Source organism: Streptomyces sp. NPDC059743 (assembly GCF_042732975.1).
Taxonomy (GTDB): Bacteria; Actinomycetota; Actinomycetes; order Streptomycetales; family Streptomycetaceae; genus Streptomyces.
In genome coordinates this window covers 135,041-148,611 of the sequence record NZ_JBHWGS010000016.1, presented here as the reverse complement: position 1 = coordinate 148,611, position 13,571 = coordinate 135,041, and the positions used below count along the sequence as shown (strand labels likewise).

General features: G+C 68.0%; 11 protein-coding genes. 5 read left to right on the top strand and 6 right to left on the bottom strand.

Translation table 11 applies throughout. The features are described 5' to 3' along the window. The first annotated feature begins 61 nt into the window (after nucleotides 1–61). Genes ACFV6H_RS27395 through ACFV6H_RS27385 form a run of 3 tightly spaced genes read left to right on the top strand, consistent with a single transcriptional unit; the run spans nucleotide 62 to nucleotide 2,468 of the window. Nucleotides 62–811: an enoyl-CoA hydratase/isomerase family protein gene (locus ACFV6H_RS27395; RefSeq protein WP_385547049.1), complete on the top strand. Its 750-nt coding sequence runs from the start codon at nucleotides 62–64 to the stop codon at nucleotides 809–811. After that, a complete protein-coding gene (locus ACFV6H_RS27390) occupies nucleotides 808–1,662 on the top strand; it encodes a 3-hydroxyacyl-CoA dehydrogenase family protein (RefSeq protein WP_385547046.1) in 855 nt (284 codons plus the stop codon). The genes ACFV6H_RS27395 and ACFV6H_RS27390 overlap by 4 nt, the downstream gene beginning before the upstream one ends. Beyond that, nucleotides 1,653–2,468 carry an enoyl-CoA hydratase/isomerase family protein gene (locus tag ACFV6H_RS27385; protein ID WP_385547043.1) on the top strand — a complete coding sequence of 272 codons (816 nt, stop codon included), beginning with the start codon at nucleotides 1,653–1,655 and terminating at the stop codon, nucleotides 2,466–2,468. Before ACFV6H_RS27390 ends, ACFV6H_RS27385 begins: the two co-directional genes overlap by 10 nt. A gap of 973 nt (nucleotides 2,469–3,441) precedes the next feature. Here ACFV6H_RS27385 and ACFV6H_RS27380 read toward each other — a convergent pair. Continuing rightward, a complete protein-coding gene (locus tag ACFV6H_RS27380; RefSeq protein WP_385547040.1) occupies nucleotides 3,442–4,827 on the bottom strand; it encodes a ferric reductase-like transmembrane domain-containing protein in 1,386 nt (461 codons plus the stop codon). Nucleotides 4,828–4,999: 172 nt separating this feature from the next. On the opposite strand from ACFV6H_RS27380, the gene ACFV6H_RS27375 reads away from it, so the two are divergent. Then, nucleotides 5,000–5,761: a response regulator transcription factor gene (locus ACFV6H_RS27375; protein ID WP_385547250.1), complete on the top strand. Its 762-nt coding sequence runs from the start codon at nucleotides 5,000–5,002 to the stop codon at nucleotides 5,759–5,761. Between the two features lie 167 nt (nucleotides 5,762–5,928). After that, nucleotides 5,929–7,365: a sensor histidine kinase gene (locus ACFV6H_RS27370; protein ID WP_385547037.1), complete on the top strand. Its 1,437-nt coding sequence runs from the start codon at nucleotides 5,929–5,931 to the stop codon at nucleotides 7,363–7,365. On the opposite strand, the gene ACFV6H_RS27365 is transcribed toward ACFV6H_RS27370, so the two are convergent. The 5 genes from ACFV6H_RS27365 to ACFV6H_RS27345 are packed head-to-tail and all read right to left on the bottom strand — an operon-like array spanning nucleotide 7,313 to nucleotide 13,436. Continuing rightward, nucleotides 7,313–8,179, bottom strand: a complete 867-nt coding sequence (locus tag ACFV6H_RS27365) for a TIM barrel protein (protein WP_385547034.1) — start codon at nucleotides 8,177–8,179, stop codon at nucleotides 7,313–7,315. The two genes, ACFV6H_RS27370 and ACFV6H_RS27365, sit on opposite strands and share 53 nt — an antisense overlap. Then, complete coding sequence (locus ACFV6H_RS27360; RefSeq protein ID WP_385547031.1) at nucleotides 8,176–9,789, bottom strand: FAD-dependent monooxygenase; 1,614 nt, start codon at nucleotides 9,787–9,789, stop codon at nucleotides 8,176–8,178. The genes ACFV6H_RS27365 and ACFV6H_RS27360 overlap by 4 nt, the downstream gene beginning before the upstream one ends. Then, nucleotides 9,786–10,703 carry a fumarylacetoacetate hydrolase family protein gene (locus ACFV6H_RS27355; protein WP_385547028.1) on the bottom strand — a complete coding sequence of 306 codons (918 nt, stop codon included), beginning with the start codon at nucleotides 10,701–10,703 and terminating at the stop codon, nucleotides 9,786–9,788. Before ACFV6H_RS27355 ends, ACFV6H_RS27360 begins: the two co-directional genes overlap by 4 nt. Before the next feature lie 16 nt (nucleotides 10,704–10,719). Beyond that, complete coding sequence (locus tag ACFV6H_RS27350; protein ID WP_385547025.1) at nucleotides 10,720–12,459, bottom strand: dihydroxy-acid dehydratase; 1,740 nt, start codon at nucleotides 12,457–12,459, stop codon at nucleotides 10,720–10,722. Beyond that, nucleotides 12,459–13,436, bottom strand: coding sequence for an NAD(P)-dependent oxidoreductase (locus tag ACFV6H_RS27345; protein WP_385547022.1), 978 nt, complete (start codon nucleotides 13,434–13,436; stop codon nucleotides 12,459–12,461). Before ACFV6H_RS27345 ends, ACFV6H_RS27350 begins: the two co-directional genes overlap by 1 nt. Between the last annotated feature and the right edge of the window lie 135 nt (nucleotides 13,437–13,571).

Here is a 13,571-nt window from a genome sequence, read left to right as displayed (position 1 = left end):
GCAGCCGAGGAGCAGCCGTGCCGGAAGCAACACACCATGCGACCATGCTGGTGGAGCGGGCATGACCATCAGCTACGAGACACTGCTGGTCGACGAGAAGGACGACCGTGTTGTCGTCACACTGAATCGTCCCCACGCCCGCAACGCCATCAACGCGCGCATGGTGGAGGAACTGCATCATGTGTGCGGTCTGCTGGAGCAGCAGCCGCGGCTGCTGCTCCTGACCGGACAGAACGGAGTGTTCGCCGGCGGCGCCGACATCGCCGAGCTTCTTCGGCGCGGTCGGGACGAGGCGCTGCGGGGCATCAACAGCCGTCTCTTCGAGCGTGTCCGGCATCTGCCGCTGCCGACGGTGGCGGCCCTGGACGGATGGGTGCTGGGCGGCGGAGCGGAACTGTCGTACGCCTGCGACGTCCGTATCGCGGGCCCCGGCACGGTGTTCGGCAATCCGGAGCCGGACCTGGGCATCATGGCAGCCGCCGGTGCCTGCTGGCGTCTGACGGAGCTGGTGGGTGAGTCGCTCGCGAAGCAGGTTCTGCTGGCGGGCCGCCGCTTGGACGCCTCGGCCGCTCTCGCGGCGGGACTGGTCATCGATGTGGTGCCGGCGGACCAACTGCTCGCGGAGGCACACGCGTTGCTGGACCGGATGGCACGGTCGTCCCTCACGGCCCTGCGGCTGACCAAGCTGGTCGTCAACGCACCGGCGGCGCATCCCGTCGCCGACGATCTCGCCCAGGCCGTGCTGTTCGAGGGTCCGGACAAGCAAGAACGCATGACACGTTTTCTCAGCGAGCGGAGGAAGGCCCGATGAGCAATGCCCCCACGGTAGTTGCCGTGGTCGGCGGCGGCAGTATGGGCGCCGGCATCGCCCAGTCGTTCGCCCTGATCGGCTCCCGCGTGACCGTGGTCGAGACCGGCGACCGGGCGGCAGCGGCGGCCCGCCGGCGCATCGATGCCGCGCTCACACGCGCGGCCGAACGCGGCCGACTGGCCGAGCCCGCTCCGAGCGTGATCGGCCGTATCACCGTGCTCTCCTCGCTGAGCGGCCTTCCGGCCGAGGCCGCTCTCGTGGTCGAGGCGGTCCCCGAGACACTCCATCTCAAGACAGCAGTCCTCACCGAGGCGGAGAAGACCATGGGTGAGCAGGCGATCCTGGCCACCAACACCAGTTCTCTGTCGGTCACCGAGCTCGGTGGCCACCTGTCACGGCCCGGCCAGTTCCTCGGCATGCATTTCTTCAACCCTGTGCCCGCCTCTGAACTGGTCGAACTGGTACGGACGCCCGCCACTCTGCCCGAGACCCTGAGGGCGGCCACGGCCTGGACACAGGCCCTGGGCAAGCAGGAAGTGGTAGTCAACGACTCACCCGGTTTCGCCAGCAGCCGCCTGGGCGTGGCTCTGGGCCTGGAAGCCATCCGCATGGTGGAGGAGGGCGTAGCCGAGCCGGAGGCCATCGACACTGCCGTGCGGCTGGGCTACAAGCACCCGATGGGCCCTCTGCGCGTGACCGATCTGGTCGGACTCGATGTCCGCCTGGCCATCGCCGAACACCTGCACACCACCCTCGGTGAGCGCTTCCGTCCGCCTCGGCTGCTGCGGGACAAGGTCTCCCGCGGCGAGTTGGGCCGTAAATCGGGAAAGGGCTTCTACTCATGGCCGTAGACGCAGCCGAAGTCCCTTACGGAGTCGGCTACCGGCAGCGTGGAGGCGTCGCCGTCATCGAACTGCGCCGGCCGGCGGTCGGCAACGCGCTCGACGCGACCATGCGGCGCGAACTGCTGGCGGCCGTGCGGCGGGCCCATCATGAAAGAGACACGGTGCGTGCCGTGCTGATCACCGCGCAGGGCCCCGCCTTCTGCGTGGGACAGGACCTGAAGGAGCACGCCCGCGCGCTGGAGCAGCAGCCCTCCTCCGCGTTCGCCACGGTCGCCGGCGAATACAACCCGCTTGTGCAGGCCCTGTACGAGCTGCCTCAGCCCGTCGTCGCCGCGGTCGAGGGCGCTTGCGTGGGAGCGGGTCTGGGGCTCGCCCTGTGCGCGGATCTGCGCGTCGCCTCGGAGAGCGCGGCCTTCGCCACAGCGTTCACCGGCATCGGCCTGGCGGCGGACACCGGGCTGAGCGCCTCTTTGAGCCGGGCCATCGGGGAGTCGCGGGCCGGCGGCATGTTCCTGCTGGGCGACCGTGTCGGCGCCGAGGATGCGCTGGCCTGGGGGCTGGTCCATCGGGTCGTACGGGAGGGCACGGCGGCGACCGAGGCGCTGGCCCTGGCGGAGCGCCTCGCATCGGGCCCGACCCTCGCCTTCGCAGAGGTCAAGCAACTGCTGCGTGGCAGTGGCGCACAGGCCTCTTTGGACCACGTACTGGAGTGCGAGGCCTCGGCACAGTCCCGGCTGGGCACGACCGAGGATCACCTTCTGGCCGTGGAAGCCTTCTTGGCGCGCAGGCGTCCCCAGTTCAACGGTCGCTAGTTCGACGCTCGCTGATAGCTGCCCGGTCGGTCGGTGTCCTGCCGCTATGTCCCGGCCGACCGGGCGCCCTTCTTCAAGAAGCCGGTGTCGTCAAGCCAGTGTCGCCGACGATCAGAACCTAGTCGGTCCGGTTCCCGGCATCGGGCCTTTGACCCGATCCTGTGTCTCCCTCCTGACCGCCGCGAGGACCTTGCTCACCGCCCGGCCCATCGCCCTCCTGCATCGTGCCCGGAGGAGGGCCGTCGGGACGGTCCATGGTGACCAGGTTGGTGGACGCAAGGATCGTGGCCAGTCCGAGCACTGCGGCAACGGCTAGTCCGACAGCGCCCGCTCGCACGTTCCGAAGGCCGCTCCGGAACTTAGGACGTCGAGGACGTTGAGTGAGGGCCCATCCGCCTGGCAGTACGGAAGCTCCTGCTGGGGACGGACGTCGGGATGCAGCAGACATGGACAACTACCTTTCGGCGATGGGACGGCTGGAGGATGGGCAGGGACGGCAAGGGCCGCCGGGCGCGGCCTCGCCGAGCGGACGAGTAGGGCACATCTTTGCTAGACCGTTCCTTCGTGGACGGCGCCGAGTGGACGGCCGGAGACGGCGTTGCCGCCCTTGACCGAAGAGACTGGTTGGCCCTGCGAACCATCTTCGAAGCCCTCAGGCCGCTCGCCGGACATGTCACCCTCCGGCCGCTCGCCAGGCATCCCGCCTTCAGGCCACCCGTCGGGCATGTCACCTTCAGGTCGCTCACCGGGCATCCCGCCCTCGGGCCACCCGTCGGGCATGCCACCTTCAGGCCGCTCATCCGGCACACCGCCCTCCGGCCGCTCGTCCGTGCCCGTCCGCCCATTACTCGGCCCACCCCGCTCGGGGCCGGAGCCGGTATGGGGTTTGGAGGCGAGGAGTCCGGCCGTTGTCAGCACAGTGGCCAGGGTGGTGAGGACGACGCGGCGTATGTATCGGTTCTTCATCAGTGACTCACAGGGTGAAAGACTCGTGATGGATATGACGGGCGGGTACCCCTGCTGTCCGCAGACCGTCCCATGCGGCCTCCATCATGCCGGGCGGACCACAGAGGTAGACGTCGTGCACGGCCAGGTCGTCCACGTGGGCGCTGAGCGCCGACGCGGTGAGCGGGGAGGGACGGTTCTCCCCAGGAGCGTCGACGACACAGCGCAGCCTGCCGCCCCGGCTGGCCGCTACGGCCTCCAACTCGGCGCGCAGGACAAGGTCGGACTCGCTGCGTGCCAGGTAGACCATGGTGAGATCGCCCGGTGCGGCCGGCAGTGTCTCGAAGAGCGTGCGCAGCGGGGTGATGCCGACACCGCCTGCGAGCAGGAGCACCTTGCCCCGGCGCTGACGCGCCGCGGTGAGCGCTCCGTACGGGCCCTCCGCCCAGACCCGGGTGCCGGGCCTGAGATGGGCCAGCCGTGCGCTGTGGTCGCCCGACTGCTTGACGGTGATACGCAGCAGGTCCGGGCCCGGCGCGCCCGAGAGCGAGTAGGGATTGGCGCTCAGGCGCAAACCCTTGGTCAGGAATCGCCAGCGGAAGAACTGGCCCGGCCGCGGCGCCAGTTCATCGAGTCGGCTGCCGCGGACAAGGACCGAGTAGGTGCCAGGTGCCTCGGTGGTCACCGACTCCACGCGCAGCCGGTGTCGTAGGTTGCGGCGGATGGGCGTGAACACCCGGTAGTACAGCACTGCCGCGGCGGCGCTCAAGTAGAGGGCGAACCAGCAGGCCCGTGCGAAGGTGCCGGTGAAGGAGGCGCCGAGGGCCAGTTGGTGACCGAACGTCAGAAAGAGCGCCACATATGTCGTCAGGTGCAGGAAGTACCAGACTTCGTAGAGCACCCGGCGGCGCACCACACTGGCGGACACCACTCCGACCGCGAACAGCAGCAAGCCACCGATGGCGGCCGGCAGCAGGTAGGGGAAGATCATGGTCATCTGCCAGGAAAAGCTCAGGATGGGCGCTTGTCGCTCCAGAGCGCTGCCCCAGTACTCGAAGACCACGTGGAACACCAGCAGTGTGATCGTGTAGCGCCCGGCCTTGGCGTGCCAGCGCGCAACTCGGTCGCTGCCGACGACGTGTTCCAGATACGGGATACGCGCCATCAGCAGAACGAGCAGCGCACAGGTGTAGCCGGCGACCATGCCGAAGATGTCACCTGCGCCGATCATCCAGCCGGCCACGCCGATCACCGCGTGGGCCGTGAACCACCACAGGGCCAGGACGCCGATGAGCCCCGCCCACAGCACCACCTGGACGAGCACGGCTGGTTCGGGAAGGGAGGCGCCGGAGCGCTGCCCGGGCACGGGACCCGGTCGTGATCGCGCTCCGGCGCCATCATGAATTGCGGCCATGACATAGCCCTCCGTTTCATGGAATGGATGATGGCTACTTTGCCGACGCGACTTCTGTGTTTTTTCTCAGCCGCCGGCTGCCCGACCGGTCCCGAGCGGCTTCTCATCCTGATTTCAGATTCGGCTGATAGAGGGTGAAGGCATGAACCTCTCCGCCAGCTCTGACGAATACATCTCACGGAGCCGCTCCGGCTCTTCCAATGGATTGTTGACCAGGCCGGACGGCTCGGCGGTACGTGTCATGGTCGTCGACGACTCGCCGGACCTCACCGAAGTGTTGTGCTCGGCATTGGCCGCGCAAGGATTCCGCGTCGAGAGCGCCGCGGACGGCGCCACCGCCGAGGCCGTTGCCCAGAACTTCCGCCCGGACGCGGTGGTACTGGACGTCATGCTGCCCGACTTAGACGGACTGACCGTCCTGGGCCGGATACGCGCTTTCCTCCCCGATGTTTGTGTGCTGTTCCTCACTGCACGGGACGCGGTGGAGGACCGGATCAACGGAATAGCCGCCGGAGGTGACGATTACGTGACCAAACCTTTCAGTCTCGCCGAGGTGCTGACCCGGCTACGCGGCCTGCTTCGGAGAGCCGGCATGGCACGGACACGGAATGAGGCCGCCCTGCTGACCGTTGGGGACCTCGTACTGGACAAGGAGGCCCGCGAGGTCACCCGCGGTGGCGCCCCGATCCATCTGACGCCCACGGAGTTCGAGCTCCTCTGCTTCCTCATGCGCCATCCCCGCCAGGTGTTCAGCCGGAATCAGCTGTTGGAACAGGTCTGGAATTACGACTACGGAGGCAGAGGCCATGTGGTCGAGCTCTATATCTCCTATCTGCGCAGAAAAATCGACGCGGGCCGACCGCCGATGATCCGCACCGTGCGTGGTGCCGGCTACGCCCTGGGTCCGGCCGCGGAGCGGCGAGGTGCCCGGTGAGTAGGAAGACCGGTAGGAAGACCGGTAGGACCGGGAGGACCGGGCGAGGCGCGCGCGACAAGCATGTGTGGCGGCGATGTGGTGCGGCGGTCGGAGCCCGGCTGGCGGGTGTTCGGCCTCTCAGCCTTCGAGCCCGGCTCAGCGGCGGCCTGCTGATATTGCTCGCGGTGAGCTGTGCCGTGGTCGGCGTGGTGGCCGCCGTGGCGTTGCGCGGCGCGCTCACGGACCGGCTGGACGACCAGCTGACGCAGGCCACCGACCGGTTGCCGGCCAGTCTGGGAGTCGGGCCACCCGCCCGTCCGACCGGTCCGGGGCGCGGGGACACCCGTGGTCAGATGCAGGGAACACTAGGAGTTCTGCTGAGCGACGGCGCGCTGCTCGATGCCGCCGTGGTCGAGTCGGGCGAAGGATCGGCCGCCGGCATAAGCGCCGCCGACGTCACGGCGCTGGGAGCCGTACCGCGTGATGGGCGGGCCCACAACGTGGATCTCAGCACGGTCGGAAGGTATCGGGTGGTCTCCGTCCTGGGGGACGACGGCAAGACACTGATCACCGGTCTTCCGCTGGCGCCCGTGGACGAGGCGGTGTTCCAGCTCGTGCTGGTCTGTGCCGTCCTCTTCGGGGTGGCGTTGGCGATCACAGGTCTTGTCGGAGTGCTGTGGATCCGGTGGTCGCTGCGCCCGCTGCGTCAGGTCGCGGCGGTCGCCACCGAGGTCACCGAGCTGCCTCTGGCCTCGGGCACGGTCCGGCTGCCGCCACTGGCTTCCGACACCGACCAGCGCACCGAGGTCGGCGCGGTGGGCGCGGCCCTCAACCGTATGGTGGGACACCTTGAACAGGCTCTGGCCCGACGGCAGTACAGCGAGGAGCGGCTGCGCCGGTTCGCCGCCGACGCCAGCCATGAGCTGCGGACTCCTCTCGCCGCCATCCGTGGGTACGCCGAACTGTCCCTGGGCGATACGGCGCCCGTCTCACCGACCGTGCTCCGGGCGCTGCGGCGTATCGAGGCGATTTCCACCCATATGAGCACGCTGGTGGACGAACTCCTGCTGCTCGCCAGGATCGATGCCGGGCGGCCTCTGGCCCGGGAGGAGGTCGATCTCACACTCCTCGCGCTGGAGGGCATCGAGGACGCCCGGGCAGCGGGTCCTGAGCACCACTGGCTGCTGGACCTGCCCGACTCGCCGATCGTACTCAACGGCGACCCGCACCGGTTGCACCAAGTGCTCGCCAACCTGCTGGCCAACGCCCGTCTCCATACCCCGGCGGGCACCCGGGTCACGGTGAGTCTTCAGTACGACGAAGCCGGCGCCGGCGAGCGGAGCGCCGAAGCGGACGGGGCCACGGTCCGGCTTGTGGTGGCTGATGACGGCCCTGGTATACGTGCGGAGTTGCAGGCAGGTCTCTTCGACCGCTTCGTGCGTGGTGACGGTTCCGAAACCGGCGCACAGGGAGGCTCGGGCCTGGGACTCTCCATCGTCGCCGCGGTCGTGGAGGCTCACGGCGGTGCGGTGAAGATGACGAGCAGCCCAGGCGCCACCGTTTTCACCGTCACGCTTCCCGTGGACCGACGGTTTGGTTCACCAAGGGATGACGTGAAGTGAATGAGCGTACGTCGGCGGGCGAGTCGAGGAAGCCAAGGACGGAGTTGAATTCCAGCCCGATCAGCCCTTTGTACGCAACTTCTTGGAGAGCTGTGATGATGTGGGCGAAGTCCAGTACGCCGGTGCCCGGACAGATGCGGCCCGGAATATCGGCGAATTGAACATGCAGGCATTCCTTGGCGTATCGAGCTATGACATGAGACGGGTCCTGGCCCATACGTGCCACATGGTAGATGTCGAGGAGGATTCCCGCGTTGAGAGCTCCAGCCTGTCGCGCCCGCCGGATGACACCGGCCGCCGCGTCCACACTGGGCAGCAGATAAAGCGGGTTGTCCTCGGGATTGAGTGCCTCCACGAGTACGGATATCCCGTGGACGTCGGCATGGCGGGCAGCGAAGAGCAGATTGTCGAATGCGGTTCGGTGCTGGGCTTCTTCACTGTGCTGTGGCAGACGGTTGCCGTAGGGCAGATTCAGCAGGCGGCAGCCGACCTTGGAGGCGAACTCCACCGCGGCGAGAATGCTGTGCCGGCAGGACTGTTGCCTGTCGGGATCACTGAGGATTCCTCGTTCTCCTGCTGTGAAGTCGCCGGCATCGATGTTCATGCACACCAGTCGTGTGCCGGCCGCGGTCAACGCCTCATGCAAATCCTCGGTCTGCTGCCTGGTCGGATGAACGGTGGAGAACGGCCACCATGTCTCCACGAGGGAGAAACCCGCGGCTGCTGCGGCATCGATACGCGCGACCAGGGTGTGGTCCCGCAGCGGAGGCAGTGACAGGTTCAGCGCGTAGCGGTCGTTTCTGCCGCTGGTCATCCTCCGTCCCCGCCCAGCGTTCGGCGCAGGGCGTCCGTCATGAGCGGCGTGTGGAATCCCGGGTCCGCCTCGTCGTGCATCCAGGCGACATGGCCGTCGGGACGTACGAGGACGGCTCCGCCGGGGGCCATGCGGTACAGGCGGGCGAACTCCCGCGGATCCACATCGCAATCGGCGCCGGGCACCTGGACGGTCTTCAGGGGCAGTTGAAGGTGTTCGCCGATATGTGTGGCGGCTGTCTGCCAGTCCTGGCCCTCTGGCCCGTACAGAAGGGTGAAGTGGCCGTCGAGGATATCGAGGATGGAACGGTGCTCGCCCTCGGAGCGAAGCCACAGGTGCGGTGCCCGGCGGCCGACCGCCGCGGTGAAAGGATCCACGTCCTCACCGTCGGCATTGTCCGCACCGGGAGCGAGGGCTCCGTCGGTGTAGCGGAAGGCGAGGTCCCGTTCCAGGGCGGCGAGGTGTGCGCGCTGGCGGTCGATGGGCGCGCCGGCAGGAGCTTTGGTGACGATGCGTTCCCATACGGCATCGAATCGCTCGGCGTTCTGCTTGCTCCACCGGGCGTTGGAGCAGGCGACCGGGCGCCGTTCGGACTCGTAGGTGTCCAGCAGTTCCTGCGGGGCCAGGCCTCGGCGTACCAGGTCGATCTTCCACACCAGGTTGTGTACGTCCTGCACACCGGTGTTGAGGCCGAATCCGCCGGTGGGCGGGAAGACATGAGCCGCGTCCCCGGCCAGAAAGATGGAACCGGCCCGATAGCGTTCGGCCACGCGCGCTTCCACCGCGTAGGTGGCGGCGCTGATGATGTCGGCCGGGCACGGCTCACCGACGGCGGCCTCGATGAGGTCGTGAGCCTGGAACTGGGTGAGAGTTCCCGGGTGTCCGCTGTCCTTGCTCCGCATCCGGAAGGTGAGCCAGCGGGTGTGTCCGTCGACCGGCGCCACGGTCACGAAGCCGCCGTCTTTTGCGGCCGTCAGAAACTGGATGGCGGTGCGGTCATTGAGAAGTGCGGAGATGTCGCCGTGCCAGTAGACGCTCTGCCAGTACCCGACGGTCTCGCCCTCCATGGTGATGCCCAGCGATGCGCGGGTGGGACTGGCCGCTCCGTCGCAGGCGATCACATGGCGTGCTGTCAGTTCCCGCTGGGCTCCTCCGGCGGTGGGTTCGAGGACGGCACGGACCTGATGGTCTTCCTGAGTCAGCCGGCTGACCGTGGTGCCGAAGAGCGCCTCGACTCCAGGGGCCGTGGCGACTCGCTCGCGCAGAATGCGTTCGAGGGTGTCCTGCGGGATACGGCAGGTGCTGGACGGTCCCAGGGTGGTGTCTTCCTGGCCGGGCGGGGTACGGCCGTACTCCTCGCCGGTGAGCGAGTCGCAGTAGACGAAGCCGTACTGAGGGCTCCGGATGGCCTGGGCCCGGATTTCCTTCTCCAGCCCCCAGAAGCGGAACAGTTCCATGCCACGGTCCCGGACGCCTCGCGCCTTCGGGTGGGCGTAGGGCTGGGGGAACTTCTCCACCATGGTGCAGGGGATGCCGTACCGGGAGGCGAGCAGCGCGGCGCTGAGGCCGACCGGACCGCCTCCGACGACCAGGAGGTGCGTCTCGTTCACCGGGACACTCCGTCGGCGTCGGCGATCGGGGTCTCCATCACACCCAGTCCGGTGATCTCCATGCGGACCACGTCTCCGGCGAAGAGGAAGACCGGGGGATCCTGGAAGGCACCGCAGCCCGTGGTGGTGCCGGTGTAGATGATGTCGCCCGGCGAGAGTTCGAGCACCTTGCTGAAGTCGGCGATGAGGCCCGGAATGTCGACGATCATCTCCGAGCTCCAACCGTCCTGGCGCAGCTCGCCGTTGACCCAGCAGCGCAGACGGAGATGGTGCGGGTCGGGGATCTCGTCCTTGGTGACCAGCCACGGCCCGAACGGAGCGCCGGTCGGAATGCCCTTGGCCCGGGTGATCTGGGAGTACAGAGGGCTCAAGGCGATGTCCTTGAAGGCCATGTCCCGTGCCGTGACGTCGTTGCCGATCATGTAGCCGGCCACATGGTCGTAGGCGTCCTCACGGGCGATACGGTGCCCGCCGCGCCCGATGACCACCGCGATCTCCGTTTCGTAGTCGAGCTGTTCGGACTCGGCAGGGCGTACGAGGGCGTCGTGAGGGCCGATCACGGTGTTGGAGGGCTTGAAGATCAGCAAGGGCTCGGAGGGGGAGGGCGCGTTCTTCTTTCCGGATGCTTCGTCCACGTGCGACTGGTAGTTGCCGCCCGCGACGATGATCTTCTCCGGCCGTGGAACGGGCGGTCCCAGGCGGGTCGAGCTGACGGCGATGGTCTCGACCGGCTCCTTCAGCGCCGTTTCGATGATGGGCTGGAGGAAAGGGAGGAAGGCCAGGATCGCGTTGATGTCCAGCGTGGGCAGTCCGGCCCTGGCGAGCACCGGCGCCAGCGGCAAGATGCGCTGCTGGTCGTCCAGCAGAACGCCGGGCTGTTCGCTACGGGGAGGCCCGAAACTGACAATCTTCACGGCACGTCTCCTCAGTTCAAGGACGGTCGGCGGGTACGGCGGGCAAGGCGGGTACTGCGGGCAAGGGCTGTGGCGTCGCGGTAAGGAAGTCGAAGTCGCAGCCCTCGGGGGCTTGGGTGATGTGTCGCCGGTACAGGGCGGCGTAGCCGCGGCGAGGTGCGGGGGCCGTGAGCGCCGGAGTGCGCTGGCGGAGTTCCGCCTGGTCCACATCGAGGTCGAGACGGCCGTCGAGGGCGTCCAGGACGATGGGATCGCCGTTACGGACGAGCGCGAGCGGGCCTCCCTCGGCTGCTTCCGGTGCGACATGGAGGACGACGGTGCCGGTGGCGGTGCCGCTCATCCGGGCATCGGAGATCCGCACCATGTCGGTGACGCCCTTGTGCAGGAGCCGTCCGGGAATGGGCAGTTGCCCCACCTCGGGCATGCCGGGGCCGCCGACAGGGCCGGCTCCGCGCAGGACGAGGACGGAGTCCTCGGTGATGTCGAGACCAGGGTCGTCAATACGGGCATGGAGGTCGGCGACTCCGTCGAAGACGACGGCCGGGCCTCGGTGCCTCCACAGGCGCGGATCGGCCGCGGAACGTTTGAGGACGGCTCCGGCCGGCGCGAGCGTGCCGTGGAGCATGGCCAGTCCGCCCGCCGCGAAGACCGGATCCTCCGCCGTGCGCAGCGCGGGATTGTCCCGGCGTGTCACATGCCTCAGGATCTGCGCCCATGTCTCGCCTGTTCCGGCGAGCGCGTCGGTGTGCAGCAGAGGCTGAAGCTCCTTGAGTACGGCGGGCAGTCCGCCGGCCTCTTCGAGGTCTTCCAGAAGGTGCGGCCCTGAAGGGCGCACTTGCGCCAGGACCGGCGTGGACTCGCTCCACTCGGCCATGGCGCGCATGCCCAGCCGGTGGCCGATCCTGCCGGCGATGGCTTCCAGATGGATGACGGCGTTGGTCGAACCACTGACCGCGCACAGCATCCGGAAGGCGTTCTCCAGTGCCGCGAGGGTGACGAAGTCGGTGGGCGGCTGCCCGCCGCGAGCCAGTTCCACAGCACGGCGCCCGGTCTCCTCGGCGACAGCGGCCCGGGCGCCGCTCGTCGCGGGCAGCAGGCTGGAGCCGGGCAGGGACATGCCGAGTGTCTCGGCGATCATGGCCATGGTGACGGCGGTGCCCAGCACATTGCAGGTGCCCACGCCGGGCACGAGGAGGCCCTCGATGGTCTCCCACTCGTCCTCGCCGAGATCACCGGAGCGGCGGCGGTCCGACAGCGTCCACAGATCGTCGATGGTCAAGGGCGCACCGTGCAGACGGCCTACGGCGCGAGGTCCCGCCGTGACGATCATGGCGGGCTTGCCCGCGCTGATCGCTCCCATGAGCTGCGCGGGTACGGTCTTGTCGCATCCGCCGAGCAGGACGACCGCGTCGATGGGCGACGAGCTGATCATTTCCTCCACGTCGATGGCCATGAGGTTGCGCAGATAGAGGGTGCTGGGACGGATGAACGGCTCGGCCAGCGAGATCGTGGGAAATTCCAGCGGGAATCCGCCGGCGGCGATGACGCCCTGCTTGACCGACCGGGCAAGGTCGCGCAGGCCCGCGTTACAGGGATTGAGCTCGCTGAAGGAGTTGCAGATGCCGATCACGGGCCTGCGGCGGGTCGCCGCGGCGCTGTGTCCGGCTCCTCTCATGAAGGCGCGGTGGATGAATCCGTCGCGGTCGGGCGAGGAGAAGACGTCGCCGTTGCCTTGTTTGGTGTCGTTCTGCGACATCAGTTCGCCTCCACCGTAGAGGAAGGTGCGTGTGCAGGTGCGTGCGCAGGTGCGTGCGGTGCGTGTGACGTGTGTGGCGCGTGCGGTACGTGCGCGGAATGCTCGCGGTCGTAGGCCCTGGCGAGCTGCGCGATGTCTCTGCCGCCTGCGCCGGCGTCCGTAAGCCTGGTGAAGATCTGCCGGGCGGCCGGGAAGACCCGCAGCGGGAGATCAAGCGCCGAGGAGACTTCGTCAACCGCGTCCTGGACCGCGGACAGACCACCGATGGTTGCTCCCGTGGGCGCTGCGGACGGTGTCAGGGCCGCGGGAAGGCAGTAGTCCAGCATGGCACTGGCCGCCCAGCCCGACATCAGGACTCTCTTGGCGAGCTCCACGGGAAGCCCCAGCCGGTCCATGAGCGCCGCTGCTTCGGCAGCCGCCGCCACATGAACGCTGACCAGCAGTTGGTTGACGAGCTTGAGCTCAAGTCCCGCACCTACCGGTCCGACATGGATGATCTCTCGGCAGTAGGCCGCCAGCAGCGGCCGAGCGGCCTCGAAGTGCTCGGTTCGGCCGCCGGCCATACAGGTCAGCTTCCCCGAATGGGCACGCTGTGGCCCTCCCGTCACCGGAGCGTCCACGAAGCCGGCGCCTCGGTCGGCGGCCTGCTCGGCAAGACCACGGGCCACTCGTGGGGCGAATGTGCCGTGTTCCACCAGCAGATGGCCTGCGTGAACCGCGGCGATGATCCCGTCCTGACCGAGGTAGACCTCCTGGACAGCCTTCTCGTCCAGGAGGCAGCCGATGATCACGTCACTGTCGGCCGCGAGCTGGGCGGGAGTTTCCACGAGCTCGGCTCCGGCCTCGGTCAGTGCGGCCACCTTGGCCGGAGTACGGGCGTGAACGAGGAGGCGGTGGCCGGCGGCCAGCAATCGCCGGGCCATCGGAAGCCCCATGACGCCGGCTCCTACGAAGCCGACCCTGGGCAACGCACTCACTGCTGCTCCCTCCCGCAGGTATGCGAGAAAGATCGTAGAGTATTAATAGAATGTCAATAGTGTCTTACAGATATATTTCTTCCTCGGAGCTGCCCCACTGCCGAACGGAGGGCGACTTGACATCCCCGCCACCAG

What these genes read in the sequence shown, in the direction of transcription:
- ACFV6H_RS27395 (WP_385547049.1), top strand. Translation starts at nt 62, where the DNA reads ATGACCATCAGCTACGAGACACTGCTGGTCGACGAGAAGGACGACCGT.
- ACFV6H_RS27390 (WP_385547046.1), top strand. Translation starts at nt 808, where the DNA reads ATGAGCAATGCCCCCACGGTAGTTGCCGTGGTCGGCGGCGGCAGTATG.
- ACFV6H_RS27385 (WP_385547043.1), top strand. Translation starts at nt 1,653, where the DNA reads ATGGCCGTAGACGCAGCCGAAGTCCCTTACGGAGTCGGCTACCGGCAG.
- ACFV6H_RS27380 (WP_385547040.1), bottom strand. Translation starts at nt 4,827, where the DNA reads ATGGCCGCAATTCATGATGGCGCCGGAGCGCGATCACGACCGGGTCCC.
- ACFV6H_RS27365 (WP_385547034.1), bottom strand. Translation starts at nt 8,179, where the DNA reads ATGACCAGCGGCAGAAACGACCGCTACGCGCTGAACCTGTCACTGCCT.
- ACFV6H_RS27350 (WP_385547025.1), bottom strand. Translation starts at nt 12,459, where the DNA reads ATGTCGCAGAACGACACCAAACAAGGCAACGGCGACGTCTTCTCCTCG.